The sequence below is a fragment of the Spiroplasma culicicola AES-1 genome, from assembly GCF_000565175.1.
Lineage (GTDB): Bacteria > Bacillota_I > Bacilli_A > Mycoplasmatales > Mycoplasmataceae > Spiroplasma_A > Spiroplasma_A culicicola.
This window is the reverse complement of record NZ_CP006681.1, coordinates 866,405-882,328: the sequence shown is the minus strand read 5'-3', so window position 1 is coordinate 882,328 and position 15,924 is coordinate 866,405. Positions and strand designations below refer to the sequence as shown.

General features: G+C 30.9%; 13 protein-coding genes and 2 rRNA genes. All 15 read left to right on the top strand.

Going from position 1 to position 15,924, the window contains the following annotated elements:
* Positions 1 to 250: 250 nt before the first annotated feature.
* The 15 genes from SCULI_RS04055 to SCULI_RS03980 all read left to right on the top strand — a co-directional run bounded on the left by SCULI_RS04055 (position 251) and on the right by SCULI_RS03980 (position 15,815).
* A 23S ribosomal RNA gene (locus SCULI_RS04055) occupies positions 251 to 3,160 on the top strand.
* A 114-nt stretch (positions 3,161 to 3,274) separates the two neighbouring features.
* A 5S ribosomal RNA gene (gene rrf / locus SCULI_RS04050) occupies positions 3,275 to 3,380 on the top strand.
* Between the two features lie 165 nt (positions 3,381 to 3,545).
* Positions 3,546 to 4,118 carry a hypothetical protein gene (locus SCULI_RS04045; RefSeq protein ID WP_025363363.1) on the top strand — a complete coding sequence of 191 codons (573 nt, stop codon included), beginning with the start codon at positions 3,546 to 3,548 and terminating at the stop codon, positions 4,116 to 4,118.
* 45 nt (positions 4,119 to 4,163) lie between these two features.
* Positions 4,164 to 5,216, top strand: coding sequence for a phenylalanine--tRNA ligase subunit alpha (pheS, locus tag SCULI_RS04040; protein ID WP_025363362.1), 1,053 nt, complete (start codon positions 4,164 to 4,166; stop codon positions 5,214 to 5,216).
* A 15-nt stretch (positions 5,217 to 5,231) separates the two neighbouring features.
* Positions 5,232 to 7,640 carry a phenylalanine--tRNA ligase subunit beta gene (pheT, locus tag SCULI_RS04035; RefSeq protein WP_025363361.1) on the top strand — a complete coding sequence of 803 codons (2,409 nt, stop codon included), beginning with the start codon at positions 5,232 to 5,234 and terminating at the stop codon, positions 7,638 to 7,640.
* Entirely contained in the window at positions 7,640 to 8,140 is a 501-nt protein-coding gene (locus SCULI_RS04030; protein WP_025363360.1) for a YceD family protein, read from the top strand. Before pheT ends, SCULI_RS04030 begins: the two co-directional genes overlap by 1 nt.
* A gap of 18 nt (positions 8,141 to 8,158) precedes the next feature.
* Positions 8,159 to 8,335: a 50S ribosomal protein L32 gene (gene rpmF, locus SCULI_RS04025; protein WP_020836573.1), complete on the top strand. Its 177-nt coding sequence runs from the start codon at positions 8,159 to 8,161 to the stop codon at positions 8,333 to 8,335.
* A gap of 154 nt (positions 8,336 to 8,489) precedes the next feature.
* A complete protein-coding gene (locus SCULI_RS04020; RefSeq protein ID WP_025363359.1) occupies positions 8,490 to 9,638 on the top strand; it encodes a hypothetical protein in 1,149 nt (382 codons plus the stop codon).
* 65 nt (positions 9,639 to 9,703) lie between these two features.
* Positions 9,704 to 10,015, top strand: a complete 312-nt coding sequence (locus SCULI_RS04015; protein ID WP_025363358.1) for a hypothetical protein — start codon at positions 9,704 to 9,706, stop codon at positions 10,013 to 10,015.
* A 121-nt stretch (positions 10,016 to 10,136) separates the two neighbouring features.
* On the top strand, positions 10,137 to 10,568 hold the full coding sequence (mraZ, locus tag SCULI_RS04010) for a division/cell wall cluster transcriptional repressor MraZ (protein WP_025363357.1): 432 nt from the start codon (positions 10,137 to 10,139) through the stop codon (positions 10,566 to 10,568).
* Between the two features lies 1 nt (position 10,569).
* Positions 10,570 to 11,523 carry a 16S rRNA (cytosine(1402)-N(4))-methyltransferase RsmH gene (gene rsmH, locus SCULI_RS04005; protein WP_025363356.1) on the top strand — a complete coding sequence of 318 codons (954 nt, stop codon included), beginning with the start codon at positions 10,570 to 10,572 and terminating at the stop codon, positions 11,521 to 11,523.
* Complete coding sequence (locus tag SCULI_RS04000) at positions 11,516 to 12,988, top strand: hypothetical protein (RefSeq protein ID WP_025363355.1); 1,473 nt, start codon at positions 11,516 to 11,518, stop codon at positions 12,986 to 12,988. The genes rsmH and SCULI_RS04000 overlap by 8 nt, the downstream gene beginning before the upstream one ends.
* A gap of 23 nt (positions 12,989 to 13,011) precedes the next feature.
* Complete coding sequence (gene ftsZ / locus SCULI_RS03995) at positions 13,012 to 14,283, top strand: cell division protein FtsZ (RefSeq protein WP_025363354.1); 1,272 nt, start codon at positions 13,012 to 13,014, stop codon at positions 14,281 to 14,283.
* A 3-nt stretch (positions 14,284 to 14,286) separates the two neighbouring features.
* On the top strand, positions 14,287 to 14,610 hold the full coding sequence (gene sepF / locus SCULI_RS03990) for a cell division protein SepF (protein WP_025363353.1): 324 nt from the start codon (positions 14,287 to 14,289) through the stop codon (positions 14,608 to 14,610).
* A 1,016-nt stretch (positions 14,611 to 15,626) separates the two neighbouring features.
* Entirely contained in the window at positions 15,627 to 15,815 is a 189-nt protein-coding gene (locus SCULI_RS03980; protein ID WP_025363351.1) for a hypothetical protein, read from the top strand.
* Positions 15,816 to 15,924 lie beyond the last annotated feature (109 nt).

Here is a 15,924-nt window from a genome sequence, read left to right as displayed (position 1 = left end):
AAACAGCTTTTGATTATATTTGGTTCTATCTAGTTTTCAGAGATTATTTCGGGCCTTTGGGCCCTGATAATTTCTGAACAAGAAAAATCGTTCTTTGAAAACTGAATATTAGATGAAAATAGACATTTTATTTTTCTTACGTTTCATAATTTATTATTTAAACGTATTTAGTAACTTTAAAATTTACTAAGAAAAACTAAAATTTCAATATATTTATAGATTATCTATATATCAATAGGATTTCTTTTTAAGAAAGTATAGTAAGGGCATATGGTGAATGCCTTGGAAAATGGAGCCGATGAAGGACGTGACTACCTGCGAAAAGTTTCGGGGAGCTGGAAGTAAGCTTTGATCCGGAAATGTCCGAATGGGGAAACCTACTATGATTAATCTCATAGTGTCCACAACTGAATACATAGGTTGTGTGATGGGAACCTAGGGAACTGAAACATCTTAGTACCTAGAGGAAAAGAAAACGAATGTGATTCTGTGAGTAGCGGCGAGCGAAAGCGGAACAGGCCAAACCTGTCTACGGGCAGGGGTTGTAGGACTCTTGTTAGAGTTACAAAGTTAGTGTATAGCAGAAGCTGTTGGGAAGCAGCGGCGTAGAGGGTGATACCCCCGTATGCGAAATGCACTAACCTCGAGAGAGTATCCTGAGTACGGCGGGGCACGTGAAACCCTGTCGGAATCCACCCAGACCACTGGGTAAGCCTAAATACTACCATTTTACCGATAGTGAACCAGTACCGTGAGGGAAAGGTGAAAAGTACCCCGAGAGGGGAGTGAAATAGTCCCTGAAACCATATGCTTACAAGAAGTCAGAGCCCGTTAATGGGTGATGGCGTGCTTTTTGTAGAAAGAGCCGGCGAGTTACGATATCATGCAAGGTTAAGCGGAATACGCGGAGCCGTAGTGAAAGCGAGCCTTAATAGGGCGTTTAGTATGATGTCGTAGACACGAAACCAGGTGATCTAGCCATGAGCAGGTTGAAGTTAGGGTAAAACCTAATGGAGGACCGAACCGACGTTCGTTGAAAAGACCGCGGATGACTTGTGGCTAGGGGTGAAATTCCAATCGAACCTGGAGATAGCTAGTTCTCCCCGATATAGCTTTAAGGCTAGCGTCGAGGTTTAGGATTATGGAGGTAGAGCTCTGAATGTATGATGGCCCCACCTAGGGGTACTGATTACAATTAAACTACGAATGCCATAATTTCATACTCGGCAGTCAGAACATGGGTGATAAGGTCCATGCTCGTGAGGGAAACAGCCCAGATCTACAACTAAGGTCCCTAAATATACGCTAAGTGTGTAAGGATGTGAAGGTGCACAGACAGCTAGGATGTTGGCTTAGAAGCAGCCACCATTTAAAGAGTGCGTAACAGCTCACTAGTCGAGTGCCTTTGCGCCGAAAATGTACCGGGGCTTAAGCGTATTACCGAAGTTTAGGATTCACAGCAATGTGAGTGGTAGGGGAGCGTTCTAAGGGCGATGAAGTCAGACCGTGAGGACTGGTGGAGCGCTTAGAAGAGATTATGCCGGCATGAGTAACGTTTGGAGGTGAGAATCCTCCATGCCGTTTGACCAAGGTTTCCTGGGCAAGGTTCGTCCACCCAGGGTTAGTCAGGACCTAAGGCGAGGCCGAAAGGCGTAGTCGATGGACAACAGGTTGATATTCCTGTACCACCTATCAAAGTGATGGAGTGACGGAGAAGGATAGTGGATGCCGGCTGCTGGATATGCCGGTCTAAATACAAAGAGGTGTACGTTGGCAAATCCGCGTGCTATAACCTTGAAGTATGATGGGGAGTGAACGCTTCGGCTAGTAGCGAAGTCCATGACTCCACGCTTCCAAGAAAAGCTTCTAGCGCTAATTTGATAGGTGCCTGTACCTAGAACGAACACACGTGGTCAAGGAGAGAATCCTAAGGCAAGCGAGATAACTATAGCTAAGGAACTCTGCAAAATAACCCCGTAAGTTCGCAAGAAGGGGTGCTCACTTTATGTGAGCCGCAGTGAAGAGGGAGGGGCAACTGTTTAGCAAAAACACAGCTCTCTGCAAAGTCGTAAGACGAAGTATAGGGGGTGACGCCTGCCCAGTGCCGGAAGGTTAAGAGGAGATGTTAGCTTCGGTGAAGCATTGAATTGAAGCCCCGGTGAACGGCGGCCGTAACTATAACGGTCCTAAGGTAGCGAAATTCCTTGTCAGGTAAGTTCTGACCCGCACGAAAGGCGTAATGATCCCTTCGCTGTCTCGGCTATAGACTCGGTGAAATTTTAGTACCAGTGAAGATGCTGGTTACCCGCAACTAGACGGAAAGACCCCGTGGAGCTTTACTATAACTTAATATTGAATTTTGGTGTAACATGTAGAGGATAGGTGGGAGACTTTGAAGTGGTCACGCTAGTGATCATGGAGTCATCCTTGGAATACCACCCTTGTTACATTGAGGTTCTAACCTAGACCCGTTATCCGGGCCAGGGACAGTGTTTGGTGGGTAGTTTGACTGGGGCGGTCGCCTCCTAAAATGTAACGGAGGCGCTCAAAGGTACCCTCAGTACGGTTGGAAATCGTACGAAGAGCGCAAAGGTAGAAGGGTGCTTAACTGCGAGACTTACAAGTCGAACAGATGCGAAAGCAGGACTTAGTGATCCGGCGGTCCCGTGTGGAAGGGCCGTCGCTCAACGGATAAAAGTTACCCCGGGGATAACAGGCTGATCTCCCCCAAGAGTTCACATCGACGGGGAGGTTTGGCACCTCGATGTCGGCTCATCGCATCCTGGAGCTGTAGTCGGTTCCAAGGGTTGGGCTGTTCGCCCATTAAAGCGGTACGCGAGCTGGGTTCAGAACGTCGTGAGACAGTTTGGTCCCTATCTGTTGTGGGCGTAGGAAAATTGAGAAGAGCTGTTCCTAGTACGAGAGGACCGGAATGGACGCACCCCTGGTGCTCCTGTTGTCACGCCAGTGGCACAGCAGGGTAGCTATGTGCGGAAAGGATAATCGCTGAAGGCATCTAAGCGAGAAGCCTCCTTCAAGATGAGTTTTCCCATTCTTTTAGAAGTAAGATCCCATGTAGACCACATGGTTGATAGGTTGGGTGTGTAAGCACGGCGACGTGTTCAGCTTACCAATACTAATAGATCGAGAGTCTTTCTAAAAGGGAATCCAATACAATATTGTATATAGAGTATATAAAGAACATCTAGTATTCAGTTTTGAGAGAATGATTTAGCTAAACTTGTTTAGCTTTTCTCTCAAAAAAAACTACAGATCTGGTGGTCATAGCGCTGAGGTCACACCTGTTCCCATGTCGAACACAGAAGTTAAGATCAGCTGCGCCGACGATAGTATAATGCAAAAATAGGACGCTGCCAGTTTAGTAGAAAAAAACAATTCCCTAGGGAATTGTTTTTTTATTTTTATTACTTTTTATTAAAAAACATTGATTTTCTTTGAATATATCGTCAATTTATAATAGAATATTAATTGGTGTTTGTTTTATATAAACAAATAATTATTAATAACAAGAGAGAGAATTTACAATGCAATATTTACATTTCAACAATAAATATACAAAGAAAATTAATACTACAAAAGTTGAACATCTAAAATTTAATTGACATTTTATTGGTTTTCCCAATATTATCAATATTAATGATTTGTATACTTTTGTAAATCATCAGTTAAATGCTACTTTAAATAAAGTACAAGAAGATGATTTGACTTTAAAAATTAATCAACTAAGAGAATTATTTGATAAATATACTGTCAAAATTGAAAAATACAAATTAGATATTGACAATAATTTGGATAATTTTTTTATTAAAAGCTATTCATTAACTAAAAACTTTATAAATAATACATTATTTAATTACATTTTCTTTTCACATATTCATCAAGATATTAAATTTAAAAATAATTTATATGATATTGATGACTTTTATTTGTGACAATTTAAAACATTAGAAATTGAGTTTTTAAAGTTATATATTCAAATGTTAACTTCTGCTAATGGAAAAGTTAACGGATTTGACTTAATGATTCTTGCTAAAAAACAGCAATTATCTGTTCTTAAATCTAATATAAAGAAATACCACTATAGTATAATAATTTAGTATAATAAATATACTAATTTTTTTAACAGAAAAGGACGAAAAAACATGGTAAACAAATTAAATGAGATTTTAAAGCAGTTTAATCAAGAAATTAAAACTGTCAACACTAAACAAGATATTGAAGAATTAAAAAAAGTTTATGCTGGAAAAGATTCTCCCTTAAATGAAGTATTAAAAAACTTAAAATCTTGTTCACCTGAAGAAAAAAAAGAAGTTGGAATAACTGCTAATAATATTAAATCTGAAATTTTTGCTCAAATTAATACAACTCTTGAAAGCTTTAAAATTGAAGAATTAAAAAAACAATTAGAAAATGAAAAAGTTGATCTTTCAATGCCAGGAATGGACTTTAAAATGGGTTCTAAACATCCATTAAACTTGGTAATTGAAGAAGTATCTGATATTTTCCGTGAATTGGGTTATGAAATGGTTGATGGAACTGAATTTGAAACAGATGAATATTGTTTTCAAAAGTTAAACCTTCCAATTGGGCACCCTGCAAGAGATATGCAAGATACTTTCTATATTGATCAAAATACAGTTTTAAGAACTCATTCAACTAATATGACAGCAAGAATGTTGACTCAATTGGCACAAAGCAACGATAAAGATAAACATATTGCAGCAATTAGTTTTGGTAACGTTTATCGAAGAGATGATGATGATGCAACTCACTCACATCAATTTATGCAAATTGATGGTTTTGCAGTTGGTAAAAAAATTAGCTTTGCTAATTTAAAATGAGTTTTAGAATACATGTGTAAACGTTTATTTTCACAAGATACTCAAATTAGAATGCGCCCAAGTTTCTTTCCTTTCACCGAACCTTCAGTTGAAGTTGATATTACTTGTATAACTTGTAAAGGAAAAGGATGTAAGATTTGTAAATTAACAGGTTGAATTGAAATCTTGGGATCTGGAATGCTTGCCCCAGAAGTAATTGAACTAAATGGTTTAGACCCAAATGAAGTTGGGGGACTTGCTTTTGGAATTGGAATCGAAAGAGTTGCCATGTTAAAATTTGGAATTAAAAATATTCGTGACTTCTATGAAAATGATGTGCGATTCTTAAATCAATTTAAATTCTTTGGAAATTAGTTAGGAGATAAAAAAATGATAATTACAAGAAATTGACTAGCAAACTTTTTAGACCTAACTGGAGTAACTGATGATCAAATTACAGTTGCACTTAATTCATTAGGATTTGAAGTTGATGCTTATAAAAGTTATAACCAATTAAACGATGATTTAACAATTGCTCATGTGGGTAATGTTAGTCCAATTGAAGGGACACATTTAAATTTTTGTTTTGTTGATAAAGGTGAAGATTTAGTTTCACCAGTAGTTTGCGGGGCTTCAAATGTTAAAGAAGGCCAATTTATTATTCTTGCAGAACCTGGAAAAACAATTGCTAATGGTTTAACATTATCAAATCGTGAAATTAAAGGCAAAATGAGTGAAGGTATGATTTGTGCTTTAACAGAACTTGGCCTTGAAGAAAGCGCTTTGTGTGAGCAAGAAAAAGATTGAATTTATCCAGTTCACACAAAAACAGATACATATTCATTAATTGGTCACAATGATGCTTTAGATGCAATTGGTTTTAAAGATTCAACATGAGAAGTTGATTTAACTTTAAACAGAAGTGATGCATTAGGAGCAATGCAATTGGTAAAAGAGTTGGCAAATTACTTTAATAAAGATATTAATGATTTATCAACAAGCTATGAACAAATTGTTTCAAAATCAAATGTACCAGTTTCAATTAAATTAGATCAAGATAGTCAAAAATTAGTGCGCAGCTGTGCGATGCAATTATTTGATATTAAAGAAGTTTTGGCAATTGAAAAAATTGAACATAAAATTTATTCAAACCAAGATATTTGACTAAAATTTAGTCAATCAAAATCAACTTTAAATTTTTGAAAAGATTTAGCTAATGCAATTGCAATTGAAACAGGTCAACCAGTTATCTTTTTAGATGCAGATAAATTAAAATCACAATTAGAAATTAAAAATAATCCAACAGATAAAAATAAAGTAAACTGACAATTAATGTCAAATGGTGAAGTTATTTCTACTTTAGGAATTGATATTAGCGATCAATTTTTACCTACAGATGATTCAAAACAAGTTGTTGCTGTTTATTTATCATTAGATCCAATCTTAATGAGACAACAACAAAAATCATTTAATAGTAGTAGTGTTTTTTTACAACGTTGAATGAAACCAATTAGTTCAAGATTATATAACTTAGCATCATTGCGTACCATGTATTGATTTGACCAATACAACATTTATGGGGCTTCAAGTACTTTAGAGATTCAAGTTGAAAGTCAAGAACAAGATATTGTTGTTGAAGTTAAAAAAGATTTTATTGATAATTTATTAGGATTAAAATTAAACTTTAATCAAATTAAAGAATTATTTACAAATTTAGATTTTGAATTAACTTTAAAAGATGAAGTTATTTCATTTAAAATTGACAAATACAGAACTGATATTAGTCATGCTGCACATATCGTTGAAGAAATTGCTCGTCTTTATGGATACAACAATATTCCAGCAGTGGCTCCAGTAATTAAGTCAACTCCAAATGAAAAGCAATTGAATTTTAATTTAAAAAACCAAATTCAATCATATTTAATTGGAATGGGGTATAACAACATCAAAACTTATTCATTAATGAATTCAAGCGAAGTTGAAAAATGAGATTTATTTAATATTAAAAAGCCAATTAACTTAATGTCACCATTAAGCCAATTGCGTGAAACTTATCGTTTATCAATTGCACGTAGTGCAATTGAAGCTGCAAGTTTAAACTATGCAAGAGGAAATAAAAATGTTAAATTATATGAATTTGCTGATGTTTATAATTTAGACAATGTTAGAGAATTACATTTATCTGTACTTGCAAGTGGTGAAGTTTTAAATCAAAAAGCATATGATTTAGATATTAAAGCAAATTATGCTTATATTAAAGGAATTTTAGATAATATTTTAAATCATTATCAAATTAGTTATTTAGATATTGAATTAAATAATATTACTACTAAAAATGAAGATATTCACCCATACATTAATGCAGAAATTAAATATAAAAATCAAATAATTGGATTTATTTTCAAATTAAATCCAAGATTTGAGCAAGCAAATAAAATTGATGCAACATTTGTCATTGAATTGAGTTTAACAAGAATTGCCAATATTTTTAATGACAAAGTTATGAGTGAAGAATTGTCAAAATTCCAAAAAACTTCAAGAGATGTTACTATGTTATTAAAACAAGATCAAAAATATAGTGATATTATTAATCAAATTAAAATTGATGTTGACTATATTGTTAATGTGAAACTAGTAGATATTTATCAAGATGAGCAATTAAAAGCTAAAAATAGTAGTGCTGTGTCTGTTGGTTTTGAATTTAATAGTTTTGAAAAACAATTAACTGACAGTGAAGTTAGTGAACAGTGAACTAAATTGTTAAATAACATTGGAAAATCAAAGATTGAGGTTAAATAATGTTAAAAAAAGAGATTGAATTAAAACAACATATTGATTTAGATATTAGTTTTGAAAATCAAGATCGCTATGATTTTGCTCATGACTTAATTGAACAAATTTTAGATTTAAAGGTTAAGGGAACAATTGATTATCAAGAAAATATCAAATGTGTTTATGTTAATGCAATTATTACAGCAACCATTAAAGCAATTGACGCACGAGATGGTGAATTAATTGAATTAAAAGAGCAAACATTTGATTGAGATGAAGAATATTTCTTTGAATCTCAAATTGATGACCAACACAATATTGTAATGGGTGAAGAATTTGACATTTATAGCTATGCAATTGAACAAATTGTTTTAAATATTCCTGTTAATTTAACAAATAACTATGGTAAAATTTCTCTTGTAGGTAATGACTTTAAATTAATGTCAGAAGATGAATACCAACAAGAACAAGATAACAAGATAGATCCCAGATGGGAAAAATTAAAGGAATTTAATTTTGAAAAATAGATAAACGGAGGTGTAAACATGGCTGTACCATTTAGAAAGACCAGTAAAGCTGCTAAAAACAAAAGAAGAAGTCATCTTGCGTTAGTAAGTTCAGCTATTATCTCATGTCCAAACTGTGGAAGTATGATCAAACCACACAGAGTTTGTCGTGAATGTGGATATTACAAAAATAAAGAAGTTAAAAAAGTTGATTAATTAATAATAGGTTTAAAGCCTATTTTTTTATTTTTAGTACATTTTTAAGTGTTAACTATTGCAAAAAAAAAAAAAAAACCTAAAATTAATGTATTAGGTGAATGAAATGATGAATAAAATAATTATAAGGAGAATGTGATGGACTCTATTTTTTGTGTACTTTACACTATTTTTAATATTGTCAGAGTATGTCTCACAAATTGATCCAGCTCCTAGATATCGTATATTTGATAGTATCAATAAATTTTTTGCAAACTTTTCTTTTTGAACAGTTCAAACTAACTTAATGTTTTATATTTTCTTTATATTTGTAGCATTAGATGGCAAATGAGGAGTTTGAAAACCCAATGCTAGAGCTTGAATTTATTTTTTAAGTTATATGACATTAACAATGGCTTTATTTTGAGTAGCCTTAGTAGGAGTTATTTCAGAAAAAGATATCTATAAAAATCCATTAAATGTTTACTCAAATGATTACGATACTTTTTTAAAATGATTTATTACTTGTAACACTCATTTATATACTTTTGCTTTTAGTTTAATATTTTTTATAGTTATTGTTAAGAAACAACATATTAATGAAAATAATTGATATAAAAAAAATTTATTAATTGGGTGATGATATCCCTTATTTTATGTTTTATTTGTATTGCTTAGAATGATTACTATGTCTCAACTTGGCTTAGAATATTTTGTCAATGAAAATCTTGATTTTTCAAAAGCACCCACTTGGATTAATGAAGATTTTGTTACAGTAGAATTGTTAGCTGCTCCTTATTTTTTCTTTAATTGAAATGTTGCACATGGTAATCAAATGGTTTTATGGGGAGCAATTGGCTGTTTATTATTAATTAGTAGTGTTCAATATATGTGGTTAAAAGTATCAAATTATATTGTTAATCGCCAATTTAAAATTTATGAAAATAAACCAAAATTTTTTCAAAGATTAACCATATTTGAACTAGTTTTAGAATTAATTAAAATATGTGCAGCTTTAATAGCAATTGCATATTTAATTAAAATAATTTTTATTAATGGAAATTTATTATTCATTGATGAAAATTTAAAAATGTATGATTCAATTTTTGTTTTTTATACTATTATGGCAATTGGATTATCGTTACTTATTATTGGCTTATCACTTAGTTTTATAATTTTTAATACTAGAAAATATAATTTGGCAACCATTGTTAATTTAATCTTAAGTGGTTTTTTGATTATTTGTTATATGGTACCAATCTTATTAATTTCCTCAATGATAGGAAGTAATTATTTTAATAAAAATGAACTTAAAAATATTTAAAAAAGGCAAAAATACGGTAAAAATCGTATTTTTTTTGACGATAACTATAATAGGGGGTGAATAAAATGGAAAGAATTTTTGAAGATATTCAACATAAAGTGCTACTTTCATCAATTGGTTTGGCTTTTATTGAACATAATATTGACTATGAACATGCAATTGATAAAAACAATAACCTTAAACTAAATGTCTTATTAGATAGTTTAGATCCAGTTACAAATTTAAATTTAATTAATTCAATTTATTTACATTACACAAATTTTTCAAATGAACTAAAGTGTTTATTTTCAAAACCAATGCAAAAGCAAATAAGAATTAAAGAACAAAAATTATATTTAGATCTTGCTAAACATTTTGAGACAAAGATAAAACATTAAATCAGGATTATTCCTGATTTTTTTATTTACATTTGTGGGAGAAAAAAACTGAAAAAGGGGTTGCATATATAAAAAAGTGGTATATAATTGTAAATGTGTGGGAGAAAGTGGGGGGACTTGTATGCTACTAGGAACATTTGAACATAACTTAGATGATAAATCTAGACTTACAATACCCTCAAAACTTAGAAATAAGTTAGGAGATATGATTTTTGTTTCTAAAGGAATTGAAAATTGTTTAGAACTAAGAACTCCTGAAGAATTTAAGAAACTACTTTCAGATTTAGGGCAAAAAAGTAGTTTTAATGCTGCCACACGTAAAATAGAAAGATTGGTATTATCAAATTCTGATGAATTATCAATCGACAATGCAGGAAGAATTAAGATTCCTGCAAACTTATTAGAAAAAATCGGAGTCACAAAACAAGTTTATATCCTAGGGCTAGGAGATAGAGTTGAAATTTGAGACAAAGTTTCATATGAAAGACTGCTTGAAGAACAAGATGAAGCAGAAATTTATGAAGCTGCAGAACAATTGGGCGGAGTAAAGTAAAATGGCACAAGAGCACATATCAGTTTTATTAAATGAATCTATCGCAATGCTGGATATCAATAAAAATGGTATATATGTTGATTGCACAATGGGCCGTGCTGGACATAGTGTTGAAATTTTACAAAAATTAGAAAATGGTCATTTATATGCAATAGATCAAGACGTTGAAGCCATCGAGGGTAGTCAAAAAAAATTAGAACAAGTTTCTAAAAATTTTACTATCTTAGAAGGTAATTTTGTTGATATAAAGGCACTATTGGCATTACAAAATGTCAAAAAAGTGGATGGAATCTTATATGATTTAGGAGTTTCTTCTCCTCAATTTGATAATGGACAAAGAGGTTTTAGTTATCGCTATGATGCACCTCTTGACATGCGTATGGACAATATCAACAATCTTTTAACAGCAAAAACTGTTGTAAACACATATGATGAAAAACAACTTGCAGATATTTTTTGAAAATATGGTGAAGAAAAATTTTCATTTTTAATTGCAAAAAATATAGTTAAATTTAGAGTAAATCAACCTATTAATACAACTTATGAATTGGTTGATATTATTAAAGCTAGTTTACCTCAAAAAGTGTTAAAACAAAAAAAACATCCAGCTAAAAAAGTATTTCAAGCTTTAAGAGTGTATGTTAACAATGAACTTGAAGTCTTAAAAAAGTCTTTAATACAATCATTAGAACTTTTAAATCCTAATGGACGATTAGTAGTAATAACTTTTCAATCATTAGAAGAAAAAATAATTAAGGATCTTTTTAAGGCAAAAACACAAAATGATCAAGATAAATTTTTAAGACAACTTCCATTTAATAACATGGAAATTGAAAAGGAATATCAATTATTAATAAAAAAACCAATAGTTGCAAGTGAGCAAGAATTAGAACAAAACAGAAGGGCACATAGTGCAAAATTATGGGCAATTAAAAGGGTGAAGGCAAATGATTAAAAATGAAGTATATGCAGCTTTACAAATAACAAAAAAAGAAATTCGTTTTATTGTTGGAAAATACAGAAATGAACGTGGTTTAATTGTTATTTCTAAAGATAGAAAAAAAGCAACAGGAAGAAATGCGTGATTAAATGAAGCAAATGAAGTTATTAATATTTCTGAAGTTGCAGGGTATGTTAATAAATTTATTGCCAACTATGAAAAAAACTTTAATCAAAAATTAGAACGTATTTTAATAGTTTATCCTTCTTCATCAACAGCAATTATTGATGGATTTGCTCAAGTTTTAACAACAAACGGAAGATTTGAAAATGAAGATCGCAAAATGTTGCTTCATAATACAAAATTAATGAGTCAAAAAGATGGATATAAAATCATTAATATTCGTCCTTACCAATATGTAATTGATCAAACTATTCAAAAATCAACAATTAAAGTTGGAATTAATGCAAAAAGCATTAGGATGATGTCACGAGTATATGCTGTACCAGACAATGTTTTTAATTCACATAATCTTGTAATTGAAAAATGCAAAAAAGAAATTCTGGCCAAAAATGTTGAAGCCTATGTTGTTGCTCGTCAATGTGTTGGTGACAGTGAATTGAGAAATCCATTTGTAATTCTAAACTGAGAATGAGATAACATCGATTTATGTTTCTTTGCAAAAGAAACATTAATGAAAAAATTAAATTTAAAATATGGTGTTAAAAATATTGTTGAAGAGTTAGCAATTAAAATGAAATGTAAAACAGAAGTTGCTAGCAAATATTTATTTAAATTAATAAATTTTAATGGTAATAAAACAGATAAAAATGTTATTTATCGCAAATATCTATCAGATAAAAAAATTAATTTTGAATTAACATTTGAACAAATTAAAGAAATGGTTCAAGAATTGATTTATTCTGTTATGGACAAAGTTGATTGAGAAATTAACAATGAGTTTAAATCACTACAATCTGCATTTAAAATCATTCATAATGGAAAAATTACAAACATTTCTGGGTTTGAAAAACTTTTAGCGAGAAGTAAATATTACAGTCAATCATTTGTTTACTTTTCACATGTAACTGGTGCAAGTGAAATTTGAACAACAGCATTATGCGGTTCAATTAAATATATGCATATGGCAAATAAAATAGCACCAATTCTTGCAACAAGTACAGAAAAAGTTGATAAATTAACATTAATAGAAAAACAAAAACAAATGATGTTACGCCAACAAAATGAACAAATGCAAAGACAACAACAAGCACCTGTTCATCAAAGACCAATACCAACAATGGTTCAACCTCAATATAATGGAGTTGCTCCTTATCAACAAAAACAAATGGATCCAAGAATGTTTAATCAAAACATTCCAGCTCAACCAATGAATCAACAAATGAGTGTGCAAAATTTACAAAACAATAATCAATTTTTACAACAAAGTGGTATTATAAATACGCAAACAAATAGATAAAATTATTAAAAGGAGAAATAAACATGTCTGACAATTTAGAATTTAGCCAATTTGCCAATATTAAAGTTATTGGAGTTGGTGGCGGTGGGTGTAACGCTGTAAATAGAATGGTTGACGATAACGTACAGGGTGTTGAGTTTATCGTTGCCAATACTGATGCGCAAGTTTTAGCAGCATCAGCTGCACCAACTAAATTAATTTTAGGAAAAGAACTTTCAAAAGGTTTAGGAGCTGGTGCAAATCCTGAAGTTGGAAAACAAGCTGCAATTGAATCTGAAGACGAAATTAGAAAAGCATTAAAAGGGTCTGATTTAATCTTTGTTGCTGCTGGAATGGGTGGAGGTACTGGAACTGGTGCTGCACCTGAAATTGCAAGAATTGCTATGGAAACTGGAGCACTTGTAATTGCAATTGTAACAAAACCATTTAGATTTGAAGGAAGAATGAGAAATTCTTATGCTGTTCAAGGAACAAATGAATTAAGAAAATATGTTGATTCAATCATTATTATTTCAAATGATCGTCTATTAGAAATAATTGGTGGAATTCCTGTTCAAGATTCATTTAGAGAAGCTGACAACATTTTAAAACAAGGTGTTCAAACAATTACTGATTTAATTGCTGTTCCTGCAGTAATTAACTTAGACTTTGCTGATGTAAGAACTGTTATGAAAGGTAAAGGAAATGCTTTATTTGGAATTGGAATTGGTTCAGGACCAGACAAAGCAATCGAAGCTGCTAATAAAGCAATTACTTCATCACTTTTAGAAACTTCAATTCGTGGTGCAAAAGATGCCATTATTAACGTAACTGGGGGATCTAAAATGACTATGAACGATGCATATGATGCAGTTGATATCGTTCAACAAGCAAGTGGAGAAGATGTAAACTTTATTTTTGGGATTGCTATAAACGAGCACTTAGATGATGAATTAATCGTCACAGTTATTGCAACTGGTTTTGATGATGAATATGTTCCCCCAGTTTTAAATAATAGTCACAATGAACAAACTCACAATGAACCAATTCAAGATTATGATTTTGCAAGTAATGATGAATTAACTGTTCCTTTAGAAACTGCTTATGAAAAAAGAACAAGTTTTATGGAAGGCCAAGATAAAAGACCAAGTTATGTGAAACAATCAGAAAATGAAATGCAAAATGTTTCAAATAGAGTAGAACAGTGAAAAGAGGGAGCACACGTAAATAATCAACCAGCTGTTGCTCAAAAAATTGAAGAAACTCTTGACGATGAAGATGGTGATTTTCCAACTTTCTTAAGAAAGAAATGATAATTTATGGCATTATTTAATAAAAAAAATAAAAATGTCGAGTCTGAACAAGTATATCAAATTCGAGATGAGCAAAGTGATGTAGCAACAGCAGACCAAGTTGTTTTTGATACAAATCATGTAACTCATTTTTTACCACTTGATAATTCTGAAACTAACAAAATTGCAGATTGTTTATTAAAATTTAGACATGTTACAATCAATCTTTCAAGAATTGATAAATCAGAAAAAAGAAGACTAATTGATTTTCTATTGGGAGTAATGTATGCACTTAATGGAGATTATAAAAAAATTGATACAAATGTATATTATTTTTGAATAAGCGAGTAATTGCTTATTTTTTTTATTTTTGTTTTAATAAACTTATAGTGTTAATAAAAGTGAGTGAAAGAATGAAAAAACAAGTCTGATATAAAGAATGAATTTGATACTATCATTTTCTACTATTTTGTGTGTTTTTAGGATTTTTACTATGAGGTTTATATCTAGCTGTATTTGTTGAACATTGATATTTTAAAAACAATAATATGCCTGAAGCCTTAATAAACTATGATATTTTAATGAGTTTCTACTCAGTCCAAGTAAATATAGCCACAATTGTGTGATTACTTTTTTATTTAATAAATTTTAATAAGAGAACAGGGGGGGGCATAACTTCTAATAGATTTCGTATGACAATTATGAATTTAAATTTAGTAGTTTTTATTATATTTTGAATAGGGATTATTGTTTACATGAATGAGGATCTTAATTTTTTGAAGCTATATACTAACTGGCAAATTATATGTACAGTTGTAACCCACTTTATTTGTCCTTTATCATTAATATTAATTTATTTTTTTACATCTGGAAATGAGCAATATAAATATTTAAATATGTGAAAGTATTGAGATATTTATATTACATATATTTATTCTTTTTTATATATGATTTATGTTTTTACGAGAGGAAAGATCTATGGTGCTGATAATATCAACATAATGAAGTGACCTTATCCATTTTTAGATTTTGATAATTTATTTGTGGGTTCATCAATAATTGGATATATGGTTTTAATAACAATTGTATTTGTAATTTGATTGAGTTTAAATCACTGAATTTTGATTTTTATAAATAATTGCATCTATAAAATAAGGAAAAATAACAATAAATACTAGATATTTTAAAAAAATTAAGTTTTTTTGTATTTTTTTAAAAAAAATACACTTTTTTGGGGACAATAAAACCTTTTAAATAAGGGGCCTATTTAAAGTGTTTAATTTAATCCTTTAAATAAAGGTTTTTTGTCTATTGCAATTATTGACTCTATTTGCTACTATGGAAATAGGCGATGGAGGACCAAAAAAATGACAAAATTATTAAGCGCAATTAACTTTAATAATTCAACTCCTTTTTTTGCTGTGCCTACATTGTCATTAAAAAATAAGTTTTTTAATGATTTTTTAGCTCGTACAAACTGAACAAATATGATGTTTGCTAAAAAAGCAGATAAAAAGTACACTATGAATGAGAGTATAGGTATTTATAAAAGTTAAGAAACTATTTTAAAATGATATTTAGTTATAAGTTTATTTTAAAAATAATAAAAACGTTCTGATTTTATAAGTATCCTAGCCCAAAGCAAGAGTACTTATTCAAATTGGA